The sequence below is a fragment of the Nocardia sp. PLKS1-43 genome (assembly GCF_059510335.1).
Genome location: NZ_JCAJZQ010000002.1, coordinates 331,482 through 352,479, shown reverse-complemented (window position 1 = coordinate 352,479; position 20,998 = coordinate 331,482). Strand labels below are relative to the sequence as shown.

18 protein-coding genes are annotated in these 20,998 nt (G+C 67.6%); 14 read left to right on the top strand and 4 right to left on the bottom strand.

Translation table 11 applies throughout. The features are described from left to right. The first annotated feature begins 59 nt into the window (after window positions 1-59). The 9 genes from metH (at window position 60) to hisG (ending at window position 11,972) form a co-directional block, all read left to right on the top strand. Complete coding sequence (metH, locus tag AC5WS7_RS09530; protein ID WP_495954049.1) at window positions 60-3,638, top strand: methionine synthase; 3,579 nt, start codon at window positions 60-62, stop codon at window positions 3,636-3,638. A gap of 74 nt (window positions 3,639-3,712) precedes the next feature. Then, window positions 3,713-5,296, top strand: a complete 1,584-nt coding sequence (locus AC5WS7_RS09525) for a serine/threonine-protein kinase (RefSeq protein WP_495954048.1) — start codon at window positions 3,713-3,715, stop codon at window positions 5,294-5,296. Window positions 5,297-5,464: 168 nt separating this feature from the next. Continuing rightward, a complete protein-coding gene (locus AC5WS7_RS09520; RefSeq protein WP_495954047.1) occupies window positions 5,465-6,127 on the top strand; it encodes an HAD family hydrolase in 663 nt (220 codons plus the stop codon). Between the two features lie 254 nt (window positions 6,128-6,381). Beyond that, window positions 6,382-7,272: a HalD/BesD family halogenase gene (locus AC5WS7_RS09515; RefSeq protein WP_495954046.1), complete on the top strand. Its 891-nt coding sequence runs from the start codon at window positions 6,382-6,384 to the stop codon at window positions 7,270-7,272. Between the two features lie 12 nt (window positions 7,273-7,284). Then, on the top strand, window positions 7,285-8,124 hold the full coding sequence (locus AC5WS7_RS09510) for a class I SAM-dependent methyltransferase (protein ID WP_495954045.1): 840 nt from the start codon (window positions 7,285-7,287) through the stop codon (window positions 8,122-8,124). Between the two features lie 96 nt (window positions 8,125-8,220). Beyond that, window positions 8,221-10,068: a choline/carnitine O-acyltransferase gene (locus tag AC5WS7_RS09505; RefSeq protein WP_495954044.1), complete on the top strand. Its 1,848-nt coding sequence runs from the start codon at window positions 8,221-8,223 to the stop codon at window positions 10,066-10,068. Between the two features lie 104 nt (window positions 10,069-10,172). After that, the gene (locus AC5WS7_RS09500) at window positions 10,173-10,775 is read left to right on the top strand and encodes a GNAT family N-acetyltransferase (protein WP_495954043.1); all 603 of its coding nucleotides are present in this window, start codon (window positions 10,173-10,175) and stop codon (window positions 10,773-10,775) included. Window positions 10,776-10,789: 14 nt separating this feature from the next. Further along, the gene (locus AC5WS7_RS09495) at window positions 10,790-11,053 is read left to right on the top strand and encodes a phosphoribosyl-ATP diphosphatase (RefSeq protein ID WP_067666519.1); all 264 of its coding nucleotides are present in this window, start codon (window positions 10,790-10,792) and stop codon (window positions 11,051-11,053) included. A gap of 70 nt (window positions 11,054-11,123) precedes the next feature. Then, a complete protein-coding gene (gene hisG / locus AC5WS7_RS09490) occupies window positions 11,124-11,972 on the top strand; it encodes an ATP phosphoribosyltransferase (RefSeq protein ID WP_495954042.1) in 849 nt (282 codons plus the stop codon). 7 nt (window positions 11,973-11,979) lie between these two features. Here hisG and AC5WS7_RS09485 read toward each other — a convergent pair whose 3' ends face one another. Next, entirely contained in the window at window positions 11,980-12,834 is an 855-nt protein-coding gene (locus AC5WS7_RS09485) for a RecB family exonuclease (protein ID WP_495954041.1), read from the bottom strand. 71 nt (window positions 12,835-12,905) lie between these two features. On the opposite strand from AC5WS7_RS09485, the gene AC5WS7_RS09480 reads away from it, so the two are divergent. Continuing rightward, on the top strand, window positions 12,906-13,739 hold the full coding sequence (locus tag AC5WS7_RS09480; protein WP_495954040.1) for a tRNA (adenine-N1)-methyltransferase: 834 nt from the start codon (window positions 12,906-12,908) through the stop codon (window positions 13,737-13,739). A 15-nt stretch (window positions 13,740-13,754) separates the two neighbouring features. Here AC5WS7_RS09480 and AC5WS7_RS09475 read toward each other — a convergent pair whose 3' ends face one another. Then, window positions 13,755-14,153: an MTB12 C-terminal domain-containing protein gene (locus AC5WS7_RS09475; protein WP_495954039.1), complete on the bottom strand. Its 399-nt coding sequence runs from the start codon at window positions 14,151-14,153 to the stop codon at window positions 13,755-13,757. A 471-nt stretch (window positions 14,154-14,624) separates the two neighbouring features. Between AC5WS7_RS09475 and arc the strand changes: the two genes are divergently transcribed. Then, entirely contained in the window at window positions 14,625-16,385 is a 1,761-nt protein-coding gene (gene arc, locus AC5WS7_RS09470) for a proteasome ATPase (protein WP_495954038.1), read from the top strand. 198 nt (window positions 16,386-16,583) lie between these two features. On the opposite strand, the gene AC5WS7_RS09465 is transcribed toward arc, so the two are convergent. Next, window positions 16,584-17,309, bottom strand: a complete 726-nt coding sequence (locus AC5WS7_RS09465; protein WP_495954037.1) for a peptidylprolyl isomerase — start codon at window positions 17,307-17,309, stop codon at window positions 16,584-16,586. Window positions 17,310-17,580: 271 nt separating this feature from the next. Here AC5WS7_RS09465 and AC5WS7_RS09460 point away from each other — a divergent pair, with 271 nt between their 5' ends. Further along, window positions 17,581-18,885 (top strand): aspartate aminotransferase family protein, encoded by a 1,305-nt coding sequence (locus AC5WS7_RS09460; RefSeq protein ID WP_495954036.1) that lies wholly within the window; start codon window positions 17,581-17,583, stop codon window positions 18,883-18,885. A gap of 1 nt (window position 18,886) precedes the next feature. Here the strand turns inward: AC5WS7_RS09460 and AC5WS7_RS09455 are convergent, their stop codons facing one another. Then, window positions 18,887-19,408: an NUDIX hydrolase gene (locus AC5WS7_RS09455; RefSeq protein WP_495954035.1), complete on the bottom strand. Its 522-nt coding sequence runs from the start codon at window positions 19,406-19,408 to the stop codon at window positions 18,887-18,889. 159 nt (window positions 19,409-19,567) lie between these two features. Between AC5WS7_RS09455 and AC5WS7_RS09450 the strand changes: the two genes are divergently transcribed. Together AC5WS7_RS09450 and AC5WS7_RS09445 are read left to right on the top strand one after the other, a co-directional pair. Continuing rightward, on the top strand, window positions 19,568-20,317 hold the full coding sequence (locus tag AC5WS7_RS09450; RefSeq protein ID WP_495954034.1) for a LamB/YcsF family protein: 750 nt from the start codon (window positions 19,568-19,570) through the stop codon (window positions 20,315-20,317). Continuing rightward, the gene (locus AC5WS7_RS09445) at window positions 20,314-20,976 is read left to right on the top strand and encodes a 5-oxoprolinase subunit B family protein (protein WP_495954033.1); all 663 of its coding nucleotides are present in this window, start codon (window positions 20,314-20,316) and stop codon (window positions 20,974-20,976) included. Before AC5WS7_RS09450 ends, AC5WS7_RS09445 begins: the two co-directional genes overlap by 4 nt. Window positions 20,977-20,998 lie beyond the last annotated feature (22 nt).

Below are 20,998 nucleotides of genomic sequence, written 5' to 3'. Positions count from 1 at the left end.
GTGCTGGTGACCCGGCGCTGTCGTCGGACTTGTCCCTGCTTCCCATTACCCTCTAGTACATGCCTGTGTCCCCCCGCGCCGAGTTCGATACCACCTTGCTCGACACGCTCGCCCGGCGTGTCGTTATCGGAGACGGTGCGATGGGCACCATGCTGCAGGCTGCGGATCTGTCGCTGGACGACTTCCGCGGCCTCGAGGGTTGCAACGAGATCCTGAACGAGACACGTCCGGACGTGCTGCGGCACATCCACCGCGCCTATTTCGAGGCCGGCGCGGATGCGGTGGAGACCAACACCTTCGGCTGCAACCTGCCCAATCTCGCCGATTACGATATCGCCGACCGCATCCGGGACCTGTCCGAGCGCGGCACCCGCCTCGCCCGCGAGGTCGCCGACGAGATGGGGCCGGGCGCCGACGGTTCCGCGCGATACGTGCTCGGTTCCATGGGACCCGGCACCAAACTGCCCACCCTCGGCCATGCGCCGTTCGCGGCCCTGCGCGATGCGTACACCGAGGCCGCGCTGGGCATGCTCGACGGCGGCGCCGACGCGATCCTGATCGAGACGTGCCAGGACCTGTTGCAGGTCAAGGCCGCGGTGACCGGTTCGCGGCGGGCGATGTCGCAGGCGGGCCGCCGGATCCCGATCATCACCCACGTCACCGTGGAGACCACCGGGACGATGCTGGTCGGCAGCGAGATCGGCGCGGCGCTGACCGCGATCGAACCGCTCGGGGTCGACATGATCGGCCTGAACTGCGCCACCGGCCCGGCCGAGATGAGCGAACATCTGCGGCACCTGTCCAAGCACGCGCAACTGCCGGTGTCGGTGATGCCGAACGCGGGCCTGCCGGTGCTGGGTCCCAACGGCGCCGAATATCCGTTGACGCCGGAGGAATTGGCGGCCGCGCTGAGCGGTTTCGTCACCGAATTCGGCCTGGCCCTGGTCGGCGGCTGCTGCGGCACCACCCCGGAGCACATCCGCCAGGTCGCCGAGGCGGTGCGCGGCGTCGCCCCGGGCAGGCGCGAGCCGGTGCACGAACCGAGCGTGTCGAGTATGTACACCGCGGTCCCGTTCGAGCAGGACGCCTCGGTGCTGATGATCGGTGAGCGCACGAATGCCAACGGCTCCAAGGCGTTCCGCGAGGCGATGCTGGCCGAGGATTGGCAGAAGTGCCTGGACATCGCCAAGGACCAGACCCGCGACGGCGCGCACATGCTGGATCTGTGTGTCGACTACGTCGGCCGCGACGGCACCAAGGATATGGAGGCGCTGGCGAGCCGGCTGGCCACCGCCTCGACCCTGCCGATCATGCTCGACTCCACCGAAACCCCGGTGCTGCGAGCGGGTTTGGAACATCTGGGCGGCCGCTGCGCGGTCAACTCGGTGAACTACGAGGACGGCGCGGGACCGGATTCGCGCTTCCAGAAGACGATGGCGCTGGTCGCCGAGCACGGTGCGGCGGTGGTCGCGCTGACCATCGACGAGCAGGGGCAGGCCCGCACCGCACAGCACAAGGTCGAGATCGCCGAACGCCTGATCGCCGACATCACCGGCAACTGGGGTCTGGCCGAGAGCGACATCATCATCGATACGCTCACCTTCACCCTGGGTACCGGCCAGGAGGAGTCCCGGCGCGACGGTCTGGAGACCATCGAGGCGATCCGCGAACTCAAGCGCCGCCATCCGGACGTGCAGACCACCCTGGGCCTGTCGAACATCTCCTTCGGCCTGAATCCGGCCGCGCGGCAGGTGCTCAACTCGGTCTTCATGCACGAATGCGTCGAAGCCGGACTGGATTCAGCCATCGTGCACGCCTCGAAGATCCTGCCGATCAGCCGGATCCCCGACGAGCAGCGCGAGACGGCGCTGGATCTGGTGTACGACCGGCGCAGCGACGGCTACGACCCGCTGCAGAAGCTGATGGCGCTGTTCGAGGGCGTCTCCACGGCCTCCTCGAAGGCCTCGCGCGCGCAGGAGCTCGCCGCGCTGCCGCTGTTCGACCGGCTCGAGCGGCGCATCGTCGACGGCGAGCGCAACGATATCGAGGCCGATCTGGACGCGGCCATGGCCGAGGTGCCGCCGCTGCAGATCATCAACGAGACGCTGCTGTCCGGGATGAAGACGGTCGGCGAGCTGTTCGGCTCGGGCCAGATGCAGCTGCCGTTCGTACTGCAGTCCGCGGAGGTGATGAAGGCCGCGGTCGCGTATCTGGAACCGCATATGGAGGCCACCGACGATTCGGGCAAGGGCCGCATCGTCCTGGCCACGGTCAAGGGCGATGTGCACGACATCGGCAAGAACCTGGTCGACATCATCCTGTCCAACAACGGCTACGAGGTCGTCAACCTGGGCATCAAACAGCCGATCGCGACGATCCTGGACGCCGCGATGGACAAGAAGGCCGATGTGATCGGCATGTCCGGCCTGCTGGTCAAGTCGACCGTGGTGATGAAGGAGAACCTCGAGGAGCTCAACACCCGCGGGATCGCCGATCAGTTCCCGGTGCTGCTGGGCGGGGCCGCGCTGACCCGCTCGTATGTCGAGAACGATCTGACCGATGTCTACCAGGGCGATGTGCACTACGCGCGCGACGCGTTCGAGGGTCTGCGCCTGATGGACGAGATCATGACGATCAAGCGCGGCGGCGGTATCGATGCCGACAGCCCGGAGGCGATCGCCGCGCGGGAGAAGGCCGCCGAGCGCAAGGCCCGGCACGAACGCTCCAAACGCATTGCCGCCGAACGCAAGGCGGCCGAGGTGCCCGTGCAGGTGCCTGCCCGCTCCGATGTGGCCGCCGATCTGCCCGTCCCCGTGCCGCCGTTCTGGGGCAGCCGGGTGGTGAAGGGCCTTTCGCTGCAAGAGTATTCGGGCCTGCTGGACGAGCGCGCGCTGTTCCTGGGCCAGTGGGGCCTGCGCGGTCAGCGTGGCGGCGACGGCCCGAGCTATGAGGAATTGGTCGAATCGGAGGGACGCCCGCGGCTGCGGTACTGGCTCGACCGGCTCACCGCCGACGGCGTGCTCGCTCACGCCGCGGTCGTCTACGGGTACTTCCCAGCGGTCTCCGAGGGCGATGAGGTGATCGTGCTGTCCGAGCCGGATCCCGGTGCGCCGGAACGCTATCGGTTCGCATTTCCGCGCCAGCAACGCGACCGTTTCCTGTGTATCGCCGATTTCGTCCGTTCGCGCGAACTCGCGGCACGAAGCGGACAGGTGGATGTGCTGCCGTTCCAGCTCGTCACTATGGGATCGCCGATCGCGGATTTCGCCAACGAGTTGTTCGCGCAGAACAATTACCGCGATTACCTCGAGGTGCACGGTATCGGTGTCCAGTTGACCGAGGCGCTGGCCGAATACTGGCACCGCCGGATTCGCGAGGAACTGGTGCTCGACGGGCATGCGGTGGCCGACGACGACCCCGCCGACGTGCAGGAGTACTTCAAGCTCGGATACCGCGGCGCGCGTTACTCATTCGGCTACGGCGCCTGCCCCGATCTCGAGGACCGCGCGAAACTGGTATCGATTCTGGAAGCCGAGCGGATCGGTGTCACACTGTCCGACGAGTTGCAACTGCATCCGGAGCAGTCGACGGATGCGTTCGTCCTACTGCATCCCGAAGCGAAATATTTTAACGCGTAAGCTGTTTGAGTTTCCGGGCTTCACGCAGAGTGGCAGGGTGGCTCGGCGTGCAAGCGTAGGAGGGGCACGAGAACATGACATCAGACCGGCTGATCGCGGGACGTTACCGGCTGGGCGATCCCATCGGCTCGGGGGCAATGGGGGTCGTCTGGCGGGCCAGTGACGTCCGGCTGCGGCGTACGGTGGCGGTGAAGCAGCTTCTGCTCGCCCCCGGCCTGACGCGGTCGCAGGCGCTGGAGGCGAAGATGCGGGCGATGCGCGAGGGGCGCATCGCCGCGCGGCTGCATCATCAGAACGCGGTCACGGTCTTCGATGTCGCGGAGGAGGACGGCCAGCCGTGGCTGGTCATGGAATTCGTCGACGCGCCGAGCCTGGCGACGCTGCTGCGGGACAAGGGCCGTCTGGACCCCGCGGAGGTGGCCCGGATCGGTGCCCGGGTCGCCGCCGCGCTGGCCGCCGCGCACGACGCCGGAATCGTGCACCGCGACGTGAAACCGGCCAATATCCTGGTCGCGGACAACGGGGCGGTGAAGATCACCGATTTCGGCATCTCCCGCGCGGTCGGCGATGTCACGGTGACCTCCACCGGATTTCTCGCGGGCACGCCGGCGTATCTGGCTCCCGAAGTGGCGCGCGGAGAAAATCCGGAATCACCGTCGGATGTGTTCGCCCTGGGCTCCACGCTGTACGCGGCGGTGGAGGGGCAGCCGCCGTTCGGTGAGGGCGACAATCCGCTGGCCGTACTGCACGCGGTGGTGCGAGCCGAGGTGCCAAGCCCGCAGCACGCGGGCGCGCTCGGCCCGGTTCTGATGCGACTGCTGGCCGCCGCCCCCGGCGACCGGCCGACCATGACCGAGGCCCGCAAGGAACTCGAGGCCGTCGCCGAGGGGCGAGCGCCGGTGCTGCCGCCTTCGGCCACGAAGATCCTGCCGACATCCGGTCCGGCCGATGCCACGGCCGCGACGACCGTCCTGGCCGGAGGCGCGGCGGCAGGCAATGCCGCCGATCCGACATTGCACATCGGTGCGGCGGCTCCCGGCGGGACGACTCCCGGTGCGACGCCGATGGCCGAGTCGAAGCCTGCCGAGTCGACGGCCGATCGCCGCGTGCTGATCCTCGCCGCGGCCGGTGTGGTCGTCGTGCTCGTGATCGTCGGGCTGGTCGTGATGGTGCGAGGTGGCAGCGGTGGACAGGACCACCCGGCCGCGGCGGCGTCGGCGACTCGGTCCACCTCGGCCGCGGCCCTGCCGCCCGCACGCGAGCAGAGCACCGGCAGCGCCCAGCCGACCACCACCACGACCCCGGCGTCATCGAGGACGACCACCACGACGACGTCCGCGACCACCACCGCGGCCGTGCCCGCGGACCCCGCCGGGTTCATGACCAGCTACTACGGCATGCTGCCGGGCAATGCGGCGGCCGCGTGGCCGCTGCTGTCCTCCGGATATCAGTCCTCGTCCGGCGGATACGACAACTACCTGCAGTTCTGGGGCGAATTCAGTTCTGTGACGGTGAGCGGTGTCACCGAGAACGGCGATACGGCTACCGGTACGGTCACGTATCACTACAAGAACGGGCAGGTCACCTCGGAGCAGCGGTGGTGCCGCGTCGGATCGGTCAACGGCCAGACGGTGATCCTCGACTCCCAGGTGGGATGAGCGCTGATCCGGCCCGGTTGCCCTTGCCGGGGCGGATCCGGGTCACAGGTGCCGGGCCGATAGTGTGTCGACGGCGTGACGACCTCGGAAAGTAGCGAATTCAGGGGTGGTGCGCCGGAAAGCCGATCATCGGCGCCGGAATTCAGATCCGAGGAAGGGAGCCGCCGGATGTCCGCACCCGCCGCGAAGGCCGTGCTGTGGGATATGGACGGCACTCTGCTGGATTCGGAGAAGCTCTGGGATATCGCGGTGCGCGAGCTGTCGGTGGAACTCGGCGGTGAGATGACCGATGCGACCAGGCACGCGCTGATCGGCTCCGCCGCGGCGAACACACTGCGGATCATCTTCGCCGGTCTGGGACTCGAGCTCGATCCGGTGCGGATGGCCGAGGCGGGGGAGTGGCTCGAGCGGCGGGTGACGCAGCTGATGGCCGGCCCGATTCCGTGGCGTCCCGGCGCGCAGGAGGCATTGCGCATGGTCCGTGCGGCGGGATTGCGGACGGCGCTGGTCACCAACACTCAGCGCGCGGTCGCCGAGGTGTGCCTGAACACGCTCGGCCGCGAGTACTTCGACGTCTCGGTCTGCGGCGACGAGGTGGTGCACGGCAAACCTGCCCCGGACCCCTATCGGCGCGCCACCGAGCTGCTCGATATCGCCCCCGAACACTGTGTGGCGGTGGAGGATTCACCGACCGGCTCGGCATCCGCGGCCGCCGCGGGCTGTGCGGTGCTGGTGATCCCGTGTGAGATTCCGGTCCCGCCCGCGCCCGGCTACACCTTCCGCGATTCCCTGATCGGATTGACCGTCGCCGATCTCCACGTGCTCGTCTGAGCCGCCGCGCGACGTCTGCGAAACCCGTTTTCGTACTCGATGGCTGGTGAATCATCCGGTGCGACAGGCATTCCGGTGCGCGGACCGTCGCCGGTACATACGGGCCGGTCGGTCCGATCGCTTGTGATCATGAACTGCGCTGTTGCGCACGGCTACTCGCCGGTTTGTGATTTATGCCAACGATCTGTCCGAATTGCCGTGGGCGAGGCGTCCCCGGGTCACAATGGTCGCCATGACGGCGACAGGGGGCGCAAGTGCATGAATCGGAAAACGGTTCAGGACAGGACGACTCGGGAACCCTGGAAGCGGTCATCGATACCACCCGGTATCCGTTGCGGCAGCCGCGATCCGCGGCATGGGACGAGGTAGTCGGCACGGCGCGTGCCGAACTCGGCCGGGACGGCTGCTGTGTGCTCCGGGGTTTCATCCGGCCGGAGTTGCTCGAGGCGCTGCGCACCGAGGGCGTCGCGCTCGCCCCGCAGGCCTACTACCGCGTCGAGCGGGTGAACGCGTACAACATCCCGCTGGACGCGGATCTGCCGCCGGACCATCCGGGCCGGATTGTGCTGGAGCGCGGAAACGCTTTCGTCGCACGCGATCTCATCCCGCCCGAGGCGCTGATCCAGGTCCTGTACAGCAGTCCGCTGTTCCGGCGATTCCTCGCCGACTGTTTCGAACTGCCCGAACTCCACGAGTTCGCCGACCCGCTGGCCGGGCTCTGCCTCAACGTGGTCTCGCCGGGCATGTCCCATCCGTGGCATTTCGATACCAACGAATTCACCGTATCGATGCTGACCCAGTCGCCGGACGAGGGCGGAATCTTCGAGTACTGCCCGGGGATTCGGTCGCCGCGGGCGGAGAATCTCGACGACGTGCGCGCGGTGCTGACCGGCGCGGGGGATCGACTCGTCCGGCGGCTCGAGCTGCGTCCAGGAGATCTGCAGCTGTTCCAGGGCCGGTTCTCGCTGCACCGGGTGTCGCCGGTCGCGGGAGATCGACAGCGGCACACCGCGATTTTCGCCTACAACGAGCGTCCCGGAGTGATCGGTACAGCCGAGCGCACCAGGCAGTTGTTCGGGCGGGTCCTGCCGGACCATCTGGCCGCGGCGGGCCGATCCGTGCGCGGTGACCGATTACTCGATTGAGAGGAGTGCGGAGTGCCGGTTTCCTTGCACAGCACTGGAAAAGCCTCGTTCGACGACATCTACGACCGAACCGACCCTCGGGACTACTACCTCCGAATGTCCGAATTGGACTATCGGATACCGGAATTGGCCAAACCGCACTTCGAGAGATTCATCGCCGACTACCGCGCGGCCGCCGGTGCCGCGCCGACCGTTCTGGACATCGGGTGCTCCTACGGGGTGAACGCCGCGCTGTTGCGTTTCGACACCAGCGTCGCCCAGCTCGCCGAGCACTACCGCGGCGGCGACACCGCGGCCCGGATCGAGCGGGACCGTGCCCGGCTCGCGGCGCGCGACCGGCAGCCGCAGGTACGTTTCGTGGGTATGGACGCCTCCGCGCCCGCGCTGGCGTACGCGACCGCGGCCGGATTGCTGCACGACGCGGTCCACGCCGACCTGGAGTCGGGCCCGCCGACCGCGGCGCAGCGCACGGTGCTCGCGTCCACGGACATGGTGATATCCACCGGCTGTATCGGCTACGTCACCGATCGCACGCTGCTGCAGGTGGTGCACGCGCACGGCGACCGCCTGCCCTGGATGGCGCATTTCGTGTTGCGGATGTACGACTACGAGCCGATCGCGCGGCGGCTGGCCCGGCTCGGTTACCACACCCGGAAGATGCCGGGGACCTTCCACCAGCGCCGGTTCGCCTCCGATGCCGAGCGGACCCAGGTGCTGAACACCTTGTCCGCCAGGGGAATCGACCCTTCGGGGGTGGAGGAGGACGGCTGGATGCACGCCGAGTTGTACTATTCGACACCCGAACCGTACGAGCCGGATTCACCCGTCCCCGGACGATCCGACTCGGTCTGATCGGCCCGCGTCCGGTCGCCCGGCGACCGGACGCGATGATCGATACGCACATGTCTCACCAACCGGCCCCGTACCCATCGACCCCGAGGACCGCCAGTGACCGACCGCACCTTCGCCTTCGACGACCAGCTGCCGCGTGTGCCGCTGCCGACACTCGAAGACAGTTGCGCCCGTTTCCTGCAGTGGAGTGCACCGCTGCTCACCGATGAGCAATTCGAGCAGACCCGCCGTGCGGTGGAGGATCTGCTGCGCGAAGACGGCCCGGCCCGTGCCCTGCACGCGGATCTGGTGCGGTTCGACGCGGAACCGGGCGTGGACAGCTGGCTGGACGAGTTCTGGCCGTCCCGGTATCTGGGCCGGCGCGACCGGATCGCGTTGAACGCCAACTTCTTCTTCCTCTTCCGCGACGACACGCCGCTGGCTCGCTCGGCCGCGTCGGTGTCCGCGGCGACCGCCGACGACGCCGCGGACGCTCGCCAGGTCGATCGGGCCGCGGCGATCATCACCGCGGCGGTGGACTACAAACTGCTGCTGGACCAGGAGCTGATTCCGCCCATCCTGCAACGCGGACAGCATCTTTCGATGGCGCAGAACAAATCGCTGTTCTCCGAGACCAGGATTCCCGGCGATCCGCAGGACACCGTGCGCCGGCCGTACAGCGAGCAGTGGCCCGGACCGTCGGACGCCCGGCACATCGTGGTGTTGTTCCGCGGCAACCTGTTCCGGATGGATGTGCTCGACCCGTCCGGAACCCCGTATGCACCAGAGGATCTCGCCGGCGGGTTGTGCGCGGTGATGAAGTCCGGCGCTACCCGCGCGGCGGACGGCACGGCGGTCGGGCACCTCACCACGCTGTCCCGGGTGGAGTGGGCAGGGGTGTACCCGACGCTGCGTTCCGAGCCCGTGAACGCCGCGGCACTGGATGTCATCGAGACCGCGCTGTTCTGTGTCTGTCTGGAGGATTTCGCCCCGCACGACACTCAGCACGCCTGCGACCAGCTGTTGCACGGCGACAGCGGGAACCGGTGGTTCGACAAGGCGGTGTCCTTCCTGGTCTTCGCCGACGGCACCGCCGGAATCAACGTCGAGCACTGCGGACTGGACGGCACCACGATCCTGTCCTTCGTGGACGCGCTGCTGGAGAAGACCGTCGCCGAGCACGCCGAGCGGTCCGGTGCGCGGGCGCAGGGCGTCCCGCCGATCGAGGCCATCGAATTCCGGTTGGACGAGGCGTTGCGCGGTGAAATCCGCCGTGCCGCAGCGTCGTTCGCCGCCTTCGCCGCCGACAACGCCACCCTCACGGTCTCCTTCCCGGATTTCGGTACCCAGCAGGCGAAGTCGCTGGGCATCTCGCCGGATGCCTTCGCGCAGTTGAGTTATCAGCTCGCACATCGGCGCAGCAAGGGCCGCACCGGTGCCACCTACGAGTCGATCGCCACTCGCCAGTACCGCAACGGGCGGACCGAGGCGATGCGGGTGGTGACTCCGGAGATTCTGGAATTCGTTGCGGCCATGGATGACCCGGCGTTCTCGGCGCAGCAGCGGCAGGAAATCGCCCGCGCCGCCGCGCAGGCGCACGTGGCCCGGGCGAAGGATTGCCAGAGCGGCAGGGCGCCCGAACAGCATCTGTGGGAATTGCAGCTGATCCAGCGGCGTCGCGGCGCCGAACTCGGCATCACCGAGCCGATGCCCTTCTACGAGAGCCCCGGATGGCTGATCACCCGGGACGACTATCTGAGCACCAGCTCCGCGCCGTCGGCGAATATCGAGTACTTCGGTTTCGGCTGCACCAGCGCCAAGTGCATCGGCGTGGCGTACGTTCTGCTGCCGGATCGCTGGAACCTGTACCTGGCCACCCCGACCTCGGTGGCAGACGAGATGCACGCGTTCGCCGAACAGCTGCGGATTGCCGTGGCCGAACTGCAGGTACTGCTCGCCGGATAGCCACTCGCCGCGGATTCCGGTGCGCGGTCACCGGAATCCGCGGTCGCTCGGCAGTCGCGGAAAATCGGGTGAAAACGGACTACCGGGGCTGTTAGCGTCGCTGCATGACCGGCGCATCCCTGCCCGAGTTCACCTGGCGGCGGCTGGCCGCCGCGGACTTCCCGCTGTTGTGCGGGTGGCTCGCCCAGCCGCATGTGCATCGCTGGTGGAATCACGAATTCACCGCGGCGGCGGTCGAACGCGACTTCGGGCCGGGTATGCGCGGCGAGGAACCGGGCGAGGATCTGCTGATCTTCGCAGACGGCGAACCGATCGGCCTGATCCAGCGCTGTCGATTGACCGACTATCCGGAGTACCTCGAGGACCTGGCGAAGTTGATCACGGTGCCGGCCGAGGCGGCCTCGCTCGACTACTTCATCGGTGATCCGAAACGAGTCGGATGCGGTCTCGGTCCGGCGATGATTCGCGCGATGATCGCGGCGACCTGGTTCGAATACCCGCTGGCGGACTGCATCATCATCCCGGTCGCCGCGGCGAACCGTCCGTCCTGGCGCGCGCTGGAGAAGGCCGGCATGCGCCGGATCGCCGAGGGGCCGATGACGCCGGACAGTCCGGCCGACGACGGCCACCACTACGTCTACGCGATCGGCCGTCCTGGTCGCCGGAACGAAGCGGAGGCCGAAAACGCCCAGCGTGACCTGATCTGAAAGAATCACGAGCCGTGAAGACTTTCGAAACCCTGTTCGCCGAGCTCCAGGATCGTGCGGTCAACCGCCCCGAGGGGTCCGGAACCGTGGCGGCATTGGACGCGGGTGTGCATTCGCAGGGCAAGAAGGTGCTGGAGGAGGCCGGTGAGGTCTGGCTGGCAGCCGAACACGAGAGCGACGACGCGTTGTCCGAGGAGATCTCGCAGCTGCTGTATTGGGTGCAGGTGCTGATGGTCGGGCGCGGACTGCGTCTGGAGGACGTGTACCGACATCTGTGACGGATAGCTTGCGCGATGCCCGCGCGGTCCCCGCAGAACTCTCCATCACACGTCCGGAAAGGACATCTCCATGCTCCGCGTCGCAGTCCCCAACAAGGGCGCCCTGTCCGAGGCCGCCGTCGCCATCCTCACCGAAGCCGGTTACCGCAAGCGCACGGATTCGCGTGACCTGTCCGTGCTCGACAACAGCAATCAGGTCGAATTCTTCTTCCTGCGGCCCAAGGACATCGCCATCTACGTCGGCTCGGGCGAGCTGGACCTGGGCATCACCGGCCGCGATCTCGCGCTGGATTCCGGTGCGCCGGTTCAGGAACGGCTGAGCCTGGGTTTCGGCGGCTCGCGATTCCGGTACGCGGCGCCCGCCGGACGCGAGTGGAAGGTCGAAGACCTCTACGACAAGCGCATCGCCACCTCCTACCCGAATCTGGTGCTGGCGGATTTGCGGCGTCGTGGCATCGAGGCCGAGGTGATCCGCCTCGACGGCGCGGTGGAGATCTCCATTCAGCTCGGTGTCGCCGACGCCATCGCCGATGTGGTCGGCTCGGGTCGCACGCTGCGTCAGCACAATCTGGTGGCGTTCGGCGAGTCGCTCTGCGATTCGGAAGCGGTGTTGATCGAGGCCGCCGGGTCCGACCGCAGCGACAAGGGGCGCAACCAGCTCGTCGCCCGTGTCCAGGGTGTGGTTTTCGCGCAGCAGTACCTCATGCTCGACTACGACTGCCCGAAGGATCTGCTCGACACTGTCGTGCAGATCACTCCCGGCCTGGAATCGCCCACCGTCTCCCCGCTCGCCGACCCGGGCTGGGTCGCTGTGCGCGCGATGGTCCCCCGCAAGCAGAGCAACGAGGTCATGGACCAACTCGCCGAGCTGGGCGCCAAGGCGGTCCTCGCCACGGACATCCGCTCCTGCAGGTTCTAGGAAGCGCCTAGCGCGGGTCCGCCACGGTTCGCGGCGGGCCCGGGTAGGGCGGTGGAGTGCCGCCGAATGCGGGGCACAGGGGCTGGTAGTCGCAGTATTGGCAGCGTCCGCTGCGGTTGGGCGGGAAATCCCCGGTGCGCAGGGCCGTGCTGATGGCTGCCCAGAGGGCCGAGAGGATGCGCTCGAAGCGCAGGAGTTCCGCCTCGTCGGGGTGGTAGGTCAGGATCTGGCCGTCGGACAGGTAGATCAGGCGCAGGCGGGTGGGTGCGACACCGCGGGTGCGCAGCATGATCAGGGCATAGAACTTCAACTGGAACAGGGCGCTGTTCTCGTTGCCGGGGGCCGGGGAGCGGCCGGTCTTGTAGTCCACCACGGTCAGGCGGCCACCGGGAGCGACGTCGATGCGATCGACGAATCCGCGCAGCGGGGAGCCGTCCGGCAGGCTCACCTCGATCAGCGACTCACAGGATTCGGGGTCGAAGGCGGTGGGATCCTCCAGGCGGTAGTAGCTGCTAACCAGCCGGTGCACCTCGTCCAGAAAGCCGTCGAGACCGCCCTCCTCGACCACCTCGGCGAGCTCCGGGCGTTCGTCCAGCAAACGGTGCCAGGCGGGGGTGACGAGGGTGGCGGCGCGGTCGGGAATCCGTTCGCCGCTGGGTAACCCGTATAGTGCCTCCAGAACCGCGTGCACCACCGTGCCGCGCACCGCGGCACGCGCCGGCGGCTCCGGGATCCGATCCACCGCGCGCAGGCGGTATTTCAACGGGCATTGTTTGAAATCCATTGCCCGCGAAGGAGACAGCGCCGGAGTGTACGCGGGCGCGGGCTCCGGTTGCGGGGTGATCGTCGGCGGCGCTGACATACCTGGCAGGCTATCCGGGGGCACCGACAATTCGCGCCCGATGGAGTAGTCGCAGCAGAGAACGGAGATCCATGACGGCCAGACGGACCGGTCCATTCACCGAAGGTGACCGGGTGCAGCTGACCGACGCCAAGGGCCGCCAACACACGGTCGTGCTGGAGCCGGGCAAGGAATTCCACACTCACAAGGGCCAGATCCGCCACGACGACCTGATCGGCTCCGACGAGGGCACGGTGGTCCAATCCGCCAACGGCACACCGTATCTCGCGCTGCGCCCGCTGCTGGTCGACTATGTGCTGTCGATGCCGCGCGGCGCGGCGGTGATCTATCCGAAGGACGCCGCGCAGATCGTGCACGAGGGCGACGTGTTCCCCGGCGCCCGCGTGCTGGAGGCGGGTGCGGGGTCCGGCGCGCTGACGTGCTCACTGCTGCGCGCGGTGGGTCCGCAGGGGCGGGTGCTGTCCTACGAGATCCGCGACGATCACGCCGACCATGCGATCCGCAATGTCGAACGATTCTTCGGCGAACGTCCAGCGAACTGGACGCTGACCCTCGGTGACGTCGCCGATTACGACGGCGAACCGGTCGACCGCGCCGTCCTGGACATGCTCAAACCCTGGGACGCGCTGCCCTCGGTGGCCAAGGCGCTGATTCCCGGCGGCGTGCTCATCGTTTACGTGGCGACCGTGACGCAGCTCTCGGAGACCGTGGAGGCGCTCCGGCAGCAACAGTGCTGGACCGAGCCGCGGGCCTGGGAGTCGCTGGTGCGGCCCTGGCATGTGGTGGGCTTGGCGGTCCGCCCGGAACACCGCATGCAGGGCCACACCGCGTTCCTGATCAGCGCGCGGCGGCTGGCCGATGGCGTGGTCGCGCCCAAGCCGCAGCGCCGCCCTTCGAAGGGCTGAGCCGATCGGACCAGGTCAGCAGGGCGCTTTGCCCATGGCCAGGATCACACACGCGGTGCCGTCGGAGATCTGCCAGCCCGCGGCGGTGTGCTGCCAGGTCATCGGGACGCCCGGCATGGTGCCGTGCGGCGAGACGATCGCGACCCGGGCATCGGCGGTGTCGCCCTTGGTGCGCACGTCGGAGACGGTGAATCCGACCTTGCCGTAGTTGGCCAGGCCCTTGTTCATCGTCTCGATGTTGCGCTCGCGCCGGTCGCCGCCGACGATCAGCTTGGTCTTGGCGGCGGCCGGGATGCCCGGGTCGACGAACTGATCCAGGCCGCTCTGCAGCTCGCTGGGAGCGGGCGCGGGGGCGTCGGCGGCGGCGATCGCGGTGCCGCCGGCCACTGCCGCCGCGGCGAATACGCTGGTCACAGCGGTGCGAAGAGTTCTGGTGGCGATACGGCCGCGGGTCTGGGCAAGCATATGAAGCGAATGCCTTTCAATCTGTGTCCGAACAAGAAAACTAAGGGTAGCCTAATTGTTGGCGTGGGTGATCATCGGGTATTGATCCTGTGTGCTGGAGCGATTCGGGCCGAATGTGTCGGTGGTCGATGCTGTGATGGTCGGTAACGCTCCGGGCCGCGAACGCGTCAGCCACGGAAACAGATACGGTCCGCGTGGCGTTACTGCTACAACAGTACGACCGGTGAAAGGAGCATCGGTCCGCATCACTCGGCTCGGGTCCGGCGATCAACGCGCCGGAAGCGGCGGGTCAACAACGGCACGAGCGCCCGACCAGCCGCACCACGCAGCCCAGATGTGATCACGACGAAACCATGTCGGAAAGCGAGAACGGTTCGGGCCCGGTAGCGTTGATAGACCGGGACTGGGAGGAGCAGCATCATGAGCCCCATCGAGAATTCGGATTCGGCGGCCTGGAGAGAGCTCGAGGCGGTACGCGCCGAGGCGGCTGCACTCCGGAGGCAACTCGCCGACTCGCCGGATCGTACAAGAGAATTGGAAGCGCGCGTAGATTCGCTGACGATTCGCAACACCAAGCTGATGGACACGCTCAAAGAGGCGCGCCAGCAGTTGGTCGCCCTGCGCGAGGAGGTCGATCGGCTGGGGCAGCCACCGAGTGGCTACGGCATCCTGATCAGCGTGTTCGACGATCAGACGGTCGATGTCTACACCTCCGGGCGCAAGATGCGGCTGACCTGTTCGCCCAATATCGACACCTCGGAACTGCACTACGGCCAGAGCGTGCGGCTGAACGAGGCGCTGACCGTCGTGGAGGCCGGCAACTTCGACCAGACCGGTGAGCTCGGCACCCTGCGCGAGGTCCTCGACGACGGCCGCCGGGCCCTGGTGGTCGGTCATGCCGACGAGGAGCGGGTGGTGTGGCTTTCCGGCCCGCTCGCCGCCCTGGTGGATGTCGACGACGTGGACGATCCCGATCGTCCGGTGCGCCGCCTGCGTGCGGGCGATTCGCTGCTGGTCGACACCAAGGCCGGTTTCGCCTTCGAACGCATCCCCAAGGCCGAGGTCGAGGATCTGGTCCTCGAGGAGGTGCCGGACGTCGGCTACGAGGACATCGGCGGTCTCTCGCGCCAGATCGAGCAGATTCGCGATGCGGTGGAGCTGCCCTTCCTGCACAAGGATTTGTTCCGCGAATACGCGCTGCGCCCGCCCAAGGGTGTGCTGCTCTACGGTCCGCCCGGATGCGGTAAGACGCTGATCGCGAAGGCGGTCGCCAACTCGCTGGCGAAGAAGATCGCCGAGGCCCGCGGTGAGGACGCCAAGGAAGCCAAGTCGTTCTTCCTCAACATCAAGGGTCCGGAACTGCTGAACAAGTTCGTCGGCGAGACCGAGCGGCACATCCGGATCATCTTCCAGCGGGCGCGGGAGAAGGCCTCCGAAGGCACTCCGGTGATCGTGTTCTTCGACGAGATGGACTCGATCTTCCGCACCCGCGGTTCGGGCGTCTCCTCGGACGTGGAGACCACCGTCGTGCCGCAGCTGCTGTCGGAGATCGACGGTGTGGAGGGCCTGGAGAACGTCATCGTGATCGGTGCGTCCAACCGCGAGGACATGATCGACCCGGCCATCCTGCGCCCCGGACGCCTCGATGTGAAGATCAAGATCGAGCGCCCGGACGCCGAGGCCGCACAGGACATCTTCTCCAAGTACCTCACCGAGACGCTGCCGGTGCACGCCGACGATCTCGCCGAATTCGGCGGCGATCGGGCCAAGTGCGTGCAGACGATGATCGAACGGGTCGTCGACCGCATGTACGCCGAGAGCGAGGACAACCGGTTCCTGGAGGTCACCTACGCCAACGGCGACAAGGAAGTTCTGTACTTCAAGGACTTCAACTCCGGCGCCATGATCCAGAACATCGTGGACCGCTCGAAGAAGTACGCGATCAAGTCCGTGCTCGACACCGGCAACCCGGGCCTGCGCATCCAGCATCTGTTCGATTCGATCGTGGACGAGTTCTCCGAGAACGAGGACCTGCCCAACACCACGAATCCCGATGACTGGGCTCGCATCTCGGGTAAGAAGGGCGAGCGGATCGTCTACATCCGCACGCTGGTCACCGGCAAGAACGCCAGTGCGAGCCGGGCGATCGACACCGAGTCGAACACCGGTCAGTACCTGTAATCAGCAAAACGCGAAGGGCTGCAACCTCTTCGGAGGTTGCAGCCCTTTGTCGCCGACTGCGACGACACATTCCGGGGCGTGCTCCGGCGACGCATTGATTCATGGAAAAGCGCACCGCGCCTGCTGAAGTTGCAGGTGCGGTGCGCTGCCGGGACTGCGTCTGCCGGACCCGACCGATCGGATCCGGCAGCGTCCGGGTCAGGAGTGGGTGGTGACCGACTGCAGGACGATATCGGTGGCCGGTGCGCCGTCGCCGGAGTGATCCCTGGTGCCGCCCGCGGCGATGTTCTGCAGGACATCCGTGCCGCCGGTGATGTGGCCGAACGGGGTGTAGTTGGGCGGGAGCTGGGAGTTCTTGTAGACCAGGAAGAACTGGCTGCCGTTGGTGTTCGGTCCGGCGTTGGCCATCGCGAGGGTGCCCGCGGGGTACGTCGCGCCGGCGAGGTTCTCGTCGGGGAACTTGTAGCCGGGGCCGCCGCGGCCGGTGCCGGTCGGATCGCCGCACTGGAGTACGAAGATGCCCTCGGTGGTCAGGCGGTGGCAGCGGGTGTGGTCGAAGAACTGTTGTCCGGCGAGGAAGACGAAGGAGTTGACCGTCCGGGGCGCCTTCGCGGCGTCGAGCTGGGCGGTGATGGTGCCGCAGTTGGTTTCCAGGTTCGCGGTGTACGTGGCCTTCTGGTTGATCGTCATGCCCGGTTCGGCGGGCCACTGCTTGCCGTTGGACTTGCCCGGCGCGGCGTTCATACAACCGGGTGCCCCCGTGTGCAGGGGAGCAGGCGCGGCGAGCGCCTGCCCGGTGCCGAACAGTGCCAGCGACAGACCGGCCGCGACGAGGCCGATTCGCCGTACCATATTGCGCCGGAAGTGAATTCGGCGCGACGGCCGATCGTCGTCGAGCTGCGGGTGCTGCGGAACACTGTTCACCGGGGGGTGACTCCTTCATAACATCGGATGCGGCAGGTTGCCGCGCATCTTGCCACGGTGGTCGAGGAATGTCCGCGTGAGCGGCCGGACCGTCCGTTGCGCTGACTGGTACCCGTTGTCTCGGCGGTCGAAACGGAAACACCCGGAATGCCGGCGATCGCGGCGAACCCGGGACGACGTGCCCGCTGATCTGGTTTGATCACGGGCAGGAGTGTGCCGTGCGTGCGGCGGAAACGGCTCGCGTGCGGCGGCCCGACGAGGGAGGTTGCCGGTGGACCACGTCTTCTATCCGTGGAGTGCGCAGGCGAAGGTGGATCCCGTTCCGGTCACGGGAGCTTCGGGATCCTGGTTCTGGGACGCCGACGGCAAGCGTTATCTGGATTTCTCGTCCCAACTGGTCAATGTCAACATCGGTCATCAACACCCGGACGTGGTGGCCGCGATCGTGGCGCAGGCCGGGACGTTGACGACCATCTCGCCGACCGTGGGCAACGAGGTGCGCAGCGAGCTGGCGCGGTTGATCGTCGAACGTGCGCCCGGCCGGCTGAACCGGGTGTTGTTCACCACCGGCGGCGCCGAGGCGATCGAGCACGCGGTGCGACTGGCCCGCAGCTACACCGGGCGGACCAAGATGCTCTCGGCCTACCGGTCCTATCACGGCGGTACGGGCGTGGCGATCGGCCTGACCGGTGAGCCGCGGCGCTGGGGTGCCGAGCCCACCAATGTGGACGTGGTCCGGTTCTTCGGGCCGTACCCGTATCGTTCCGCCTGGCAGACCGCCACCCCCGAGGAGGAGACCGCCGCGGCGCTGCGGCATCTGCGTCAGGTGATCGAACTCGAAGGCCCGCAACATATCGCGGGGCTGATCCTGGAATCGGTGGTTGGTACGAATGGCGTGCTGGTGCCGCCGCCGGGATATCTGGCCGGTGTCCGCGAGCTGTGCGACGAGTTCGGAATCGTCTACATCGCCGACGAGGTGATGGTCGGATTCGGCCGCGTGGGTGAATGGTTCGCGGTGCGGGCCTTCGATGTCGCGCCGGATCTGATCACCTTCGCCAAGGGAGTGAACTCGGGTTATGTGCCGCTCGGCGGGGTTCTCATCGCCGAGCCGATCGCGGCCCGGTACGACGACACGGTGTACCCGGGCGGGCTCACCTATGCGGGACATCCGCTGGCGTGCGCGGCGGGGGTGGCCTCCATCGAGGTCTTCGAGCGGGAGGGCATTCTGGACCACGTGCGTTCGGTCGGCTCCGATGTACTCGGAAAAGGGTTGCGCGAGTTGGCTTCTCGGCATCCATCGGTCGGCGAGGCGCGCGGTATGGGATTCTTCTGGGCACTCGAGCTGGTCCGTGATCCGGATACCCGGGAGCCGCTGATTCCCTTTGCCGCCAGTGGCGCCGCCGCGGAACCGATGAACCGCGTCACCGCCGCGGCCAAGGAGCGCGGACTGTGGCCGTTCGTCGCCGCGAATCGACTGCAGATCGCGCCGCCCCTGACCACCTCGGCGGACGAATTGCGTACGGGGATGGAGATTCTGGACGACGTGCTGACGGTGTCCGACTCCTTCGTGCGGTGAGTCAGGAACGCAGCAGGTTCCCGATCAGCACGCGCGTGTCGGGGGCGAACGGCCATGCCGGGTCGTCCAGGTGGGCGCGCAGTTGCGCGTCGGTCCACCACCAGCCGTCGGCGATCTCCTCCGGCTGGTGCCGGATCGGCCCGTCGTACCGGATCTCGTAGGCGTACAGGTGGCATCGCATGGGCGTGCCGAGCCATTCGCCGTCCCAGCTGACGCGCGCTCGAAGGACGGGACGAGAAACGTTGTCGCCGAGGGTGATTCCCAGTTCCTCGCCGAGTTCGCGCACCGCGGCCGCGGCCGGATCCTCACCCGGTCCGAGCACTCCGCCGGCCAGGCAGTCGTGCATCCCGGCGAAGACGGCCTTGGTGTCGGTGCGGCGGTGTACGTACACGCGCTCGCCGTCGCCGGATCGCACCAGAACGCCCGCGCTGGCGTGCCAGAGCCCGCGCGCGTAGACCGCCGAACGTTCGGCGCTGTCGATCTCCTGCCCGGCGCGGTCATAGACCGCGATCACCTCGCCCATCGTTTCGTCCTCGTCGGAAGTCGGTTTTCGCCGGGTGAGCATATATACACTGGAACTCTCGCCGCAGTTCGTCTCGGAGGATTCCGAGAGGCATGATGAGCGGGCTGTCGGTCACCACCCGCTGATGTGAGGTGGTGGGATCGGATGAAGGAGGCGGCCGTGACGATCGATCTCAACAGCGATCTCGGGGAGGGATTCGGCGCCTGGTCGATGGGGGAGGACGATGCTCTGCTGGAGGTCGTGACCAGCGCCAATATCGCCTGCGGATTTCATGCCGGGGATCCGTCGATCATGCGCCGGAGTTGTGCGACGGCCGTCGAACGCGGGGTGCGTATCGGCGCGCACATCTCCTACCGTGATCTGGCCGGCTTCGGGCGGCGAGCGATCTCCATGCCGGCGCGGCAGCTTACCGACGAATGCCTGTATCAGATCGGCGCCCTGGACGGCTTCGCTCGTGCCGCCGGTGATCGGGTGCGATATGTGAAACCGCATGGCGCGCTGTATAATTCGGCTGCCGAAGATCCGGAGATCGCGCAGGCGATCGCGGCGGCGGTGGCAACCTACGGCGGTCTGAGCCTGCTGGGGCTGCCCGGAAGTGAGTTCGAAGCGGCAGCGGCGGCGGCCGGAATCGGCTTCCACGCCGAGGGATTCGCCGACCGGGCCTACACTCCGGCGGGTACGCTGGTGCCCAGAAGCCGCCCCGGGAGCGTCCTGGATTCGGAATCGGCTCTGGCGCAGGCTGTTTCGATCGCCACGGACGGCAAGGCCCGGGATGTGGACGGTGCGCCGGTCGCGGTGCCGGCGCGCAGCCTGTGCGTACACGGTGATTCGCCCGGCGCGGTCGCGATGGCGCGGGCGATCCGCGGCACGCTGACCGAGCGGGGTGTCGAGCTTCGGGCTTTCACATGAGCACCGAGGCGGTGAAGCAAGCCGGGCTGACGGTACGGCAGGCCGGGGACCGGGCTCTATTGGCCGAACCGTCCGATCGGGCCGATCTGCCGGGCTTCATCGACCGGCTGCGGGACGACCCGGTCCCGGGCGTGCGTGACGTGCTTCCGGCCGCCCGCACGATACTGGTCACACTCGAGCCCGGTGTCGATCCGGCGGTCGTGGTCAGACGGCTGCGCGCAGCGTTCGCCGCCGTGCCGGAACAAGCCGCCCTCGATGTGAAAGATGCTGCGGCAGTAGAGATCCCGGTGCGCTATGACGGCGCCGACCTGGCCGAGACCGCGGACCTGCTCGGGATCTCCCCGCCGGAGTTGATCGCCCGGCACACCGCCGCGTCGTGGCGCTGCGCCTTCATCGGCTTCGCACCGGGATTCGGATATCTCGAAGCCCCCGGCGCGGAGCTGACGGTGCCGCGCCGCGGGCAGTCGCGCACGTCGGTACCGGCCGGGTCCGTCGCGCTGGCCGCCGGGTACAGCGCCGTCTACCCGCGCAGTTCGCCCGGTGGCTGGCGGATCATCGGCAGCACGGCGGTGACGCTCTGGGATCTCGATCGGCCCGAGCCCGCGCTGTTGCGGCCCGGCACCCGGGTGCGCTTCACCGCGCTGGAGAGCGCCGCATGACCCGGTCCGTCTCGCTGCTGCA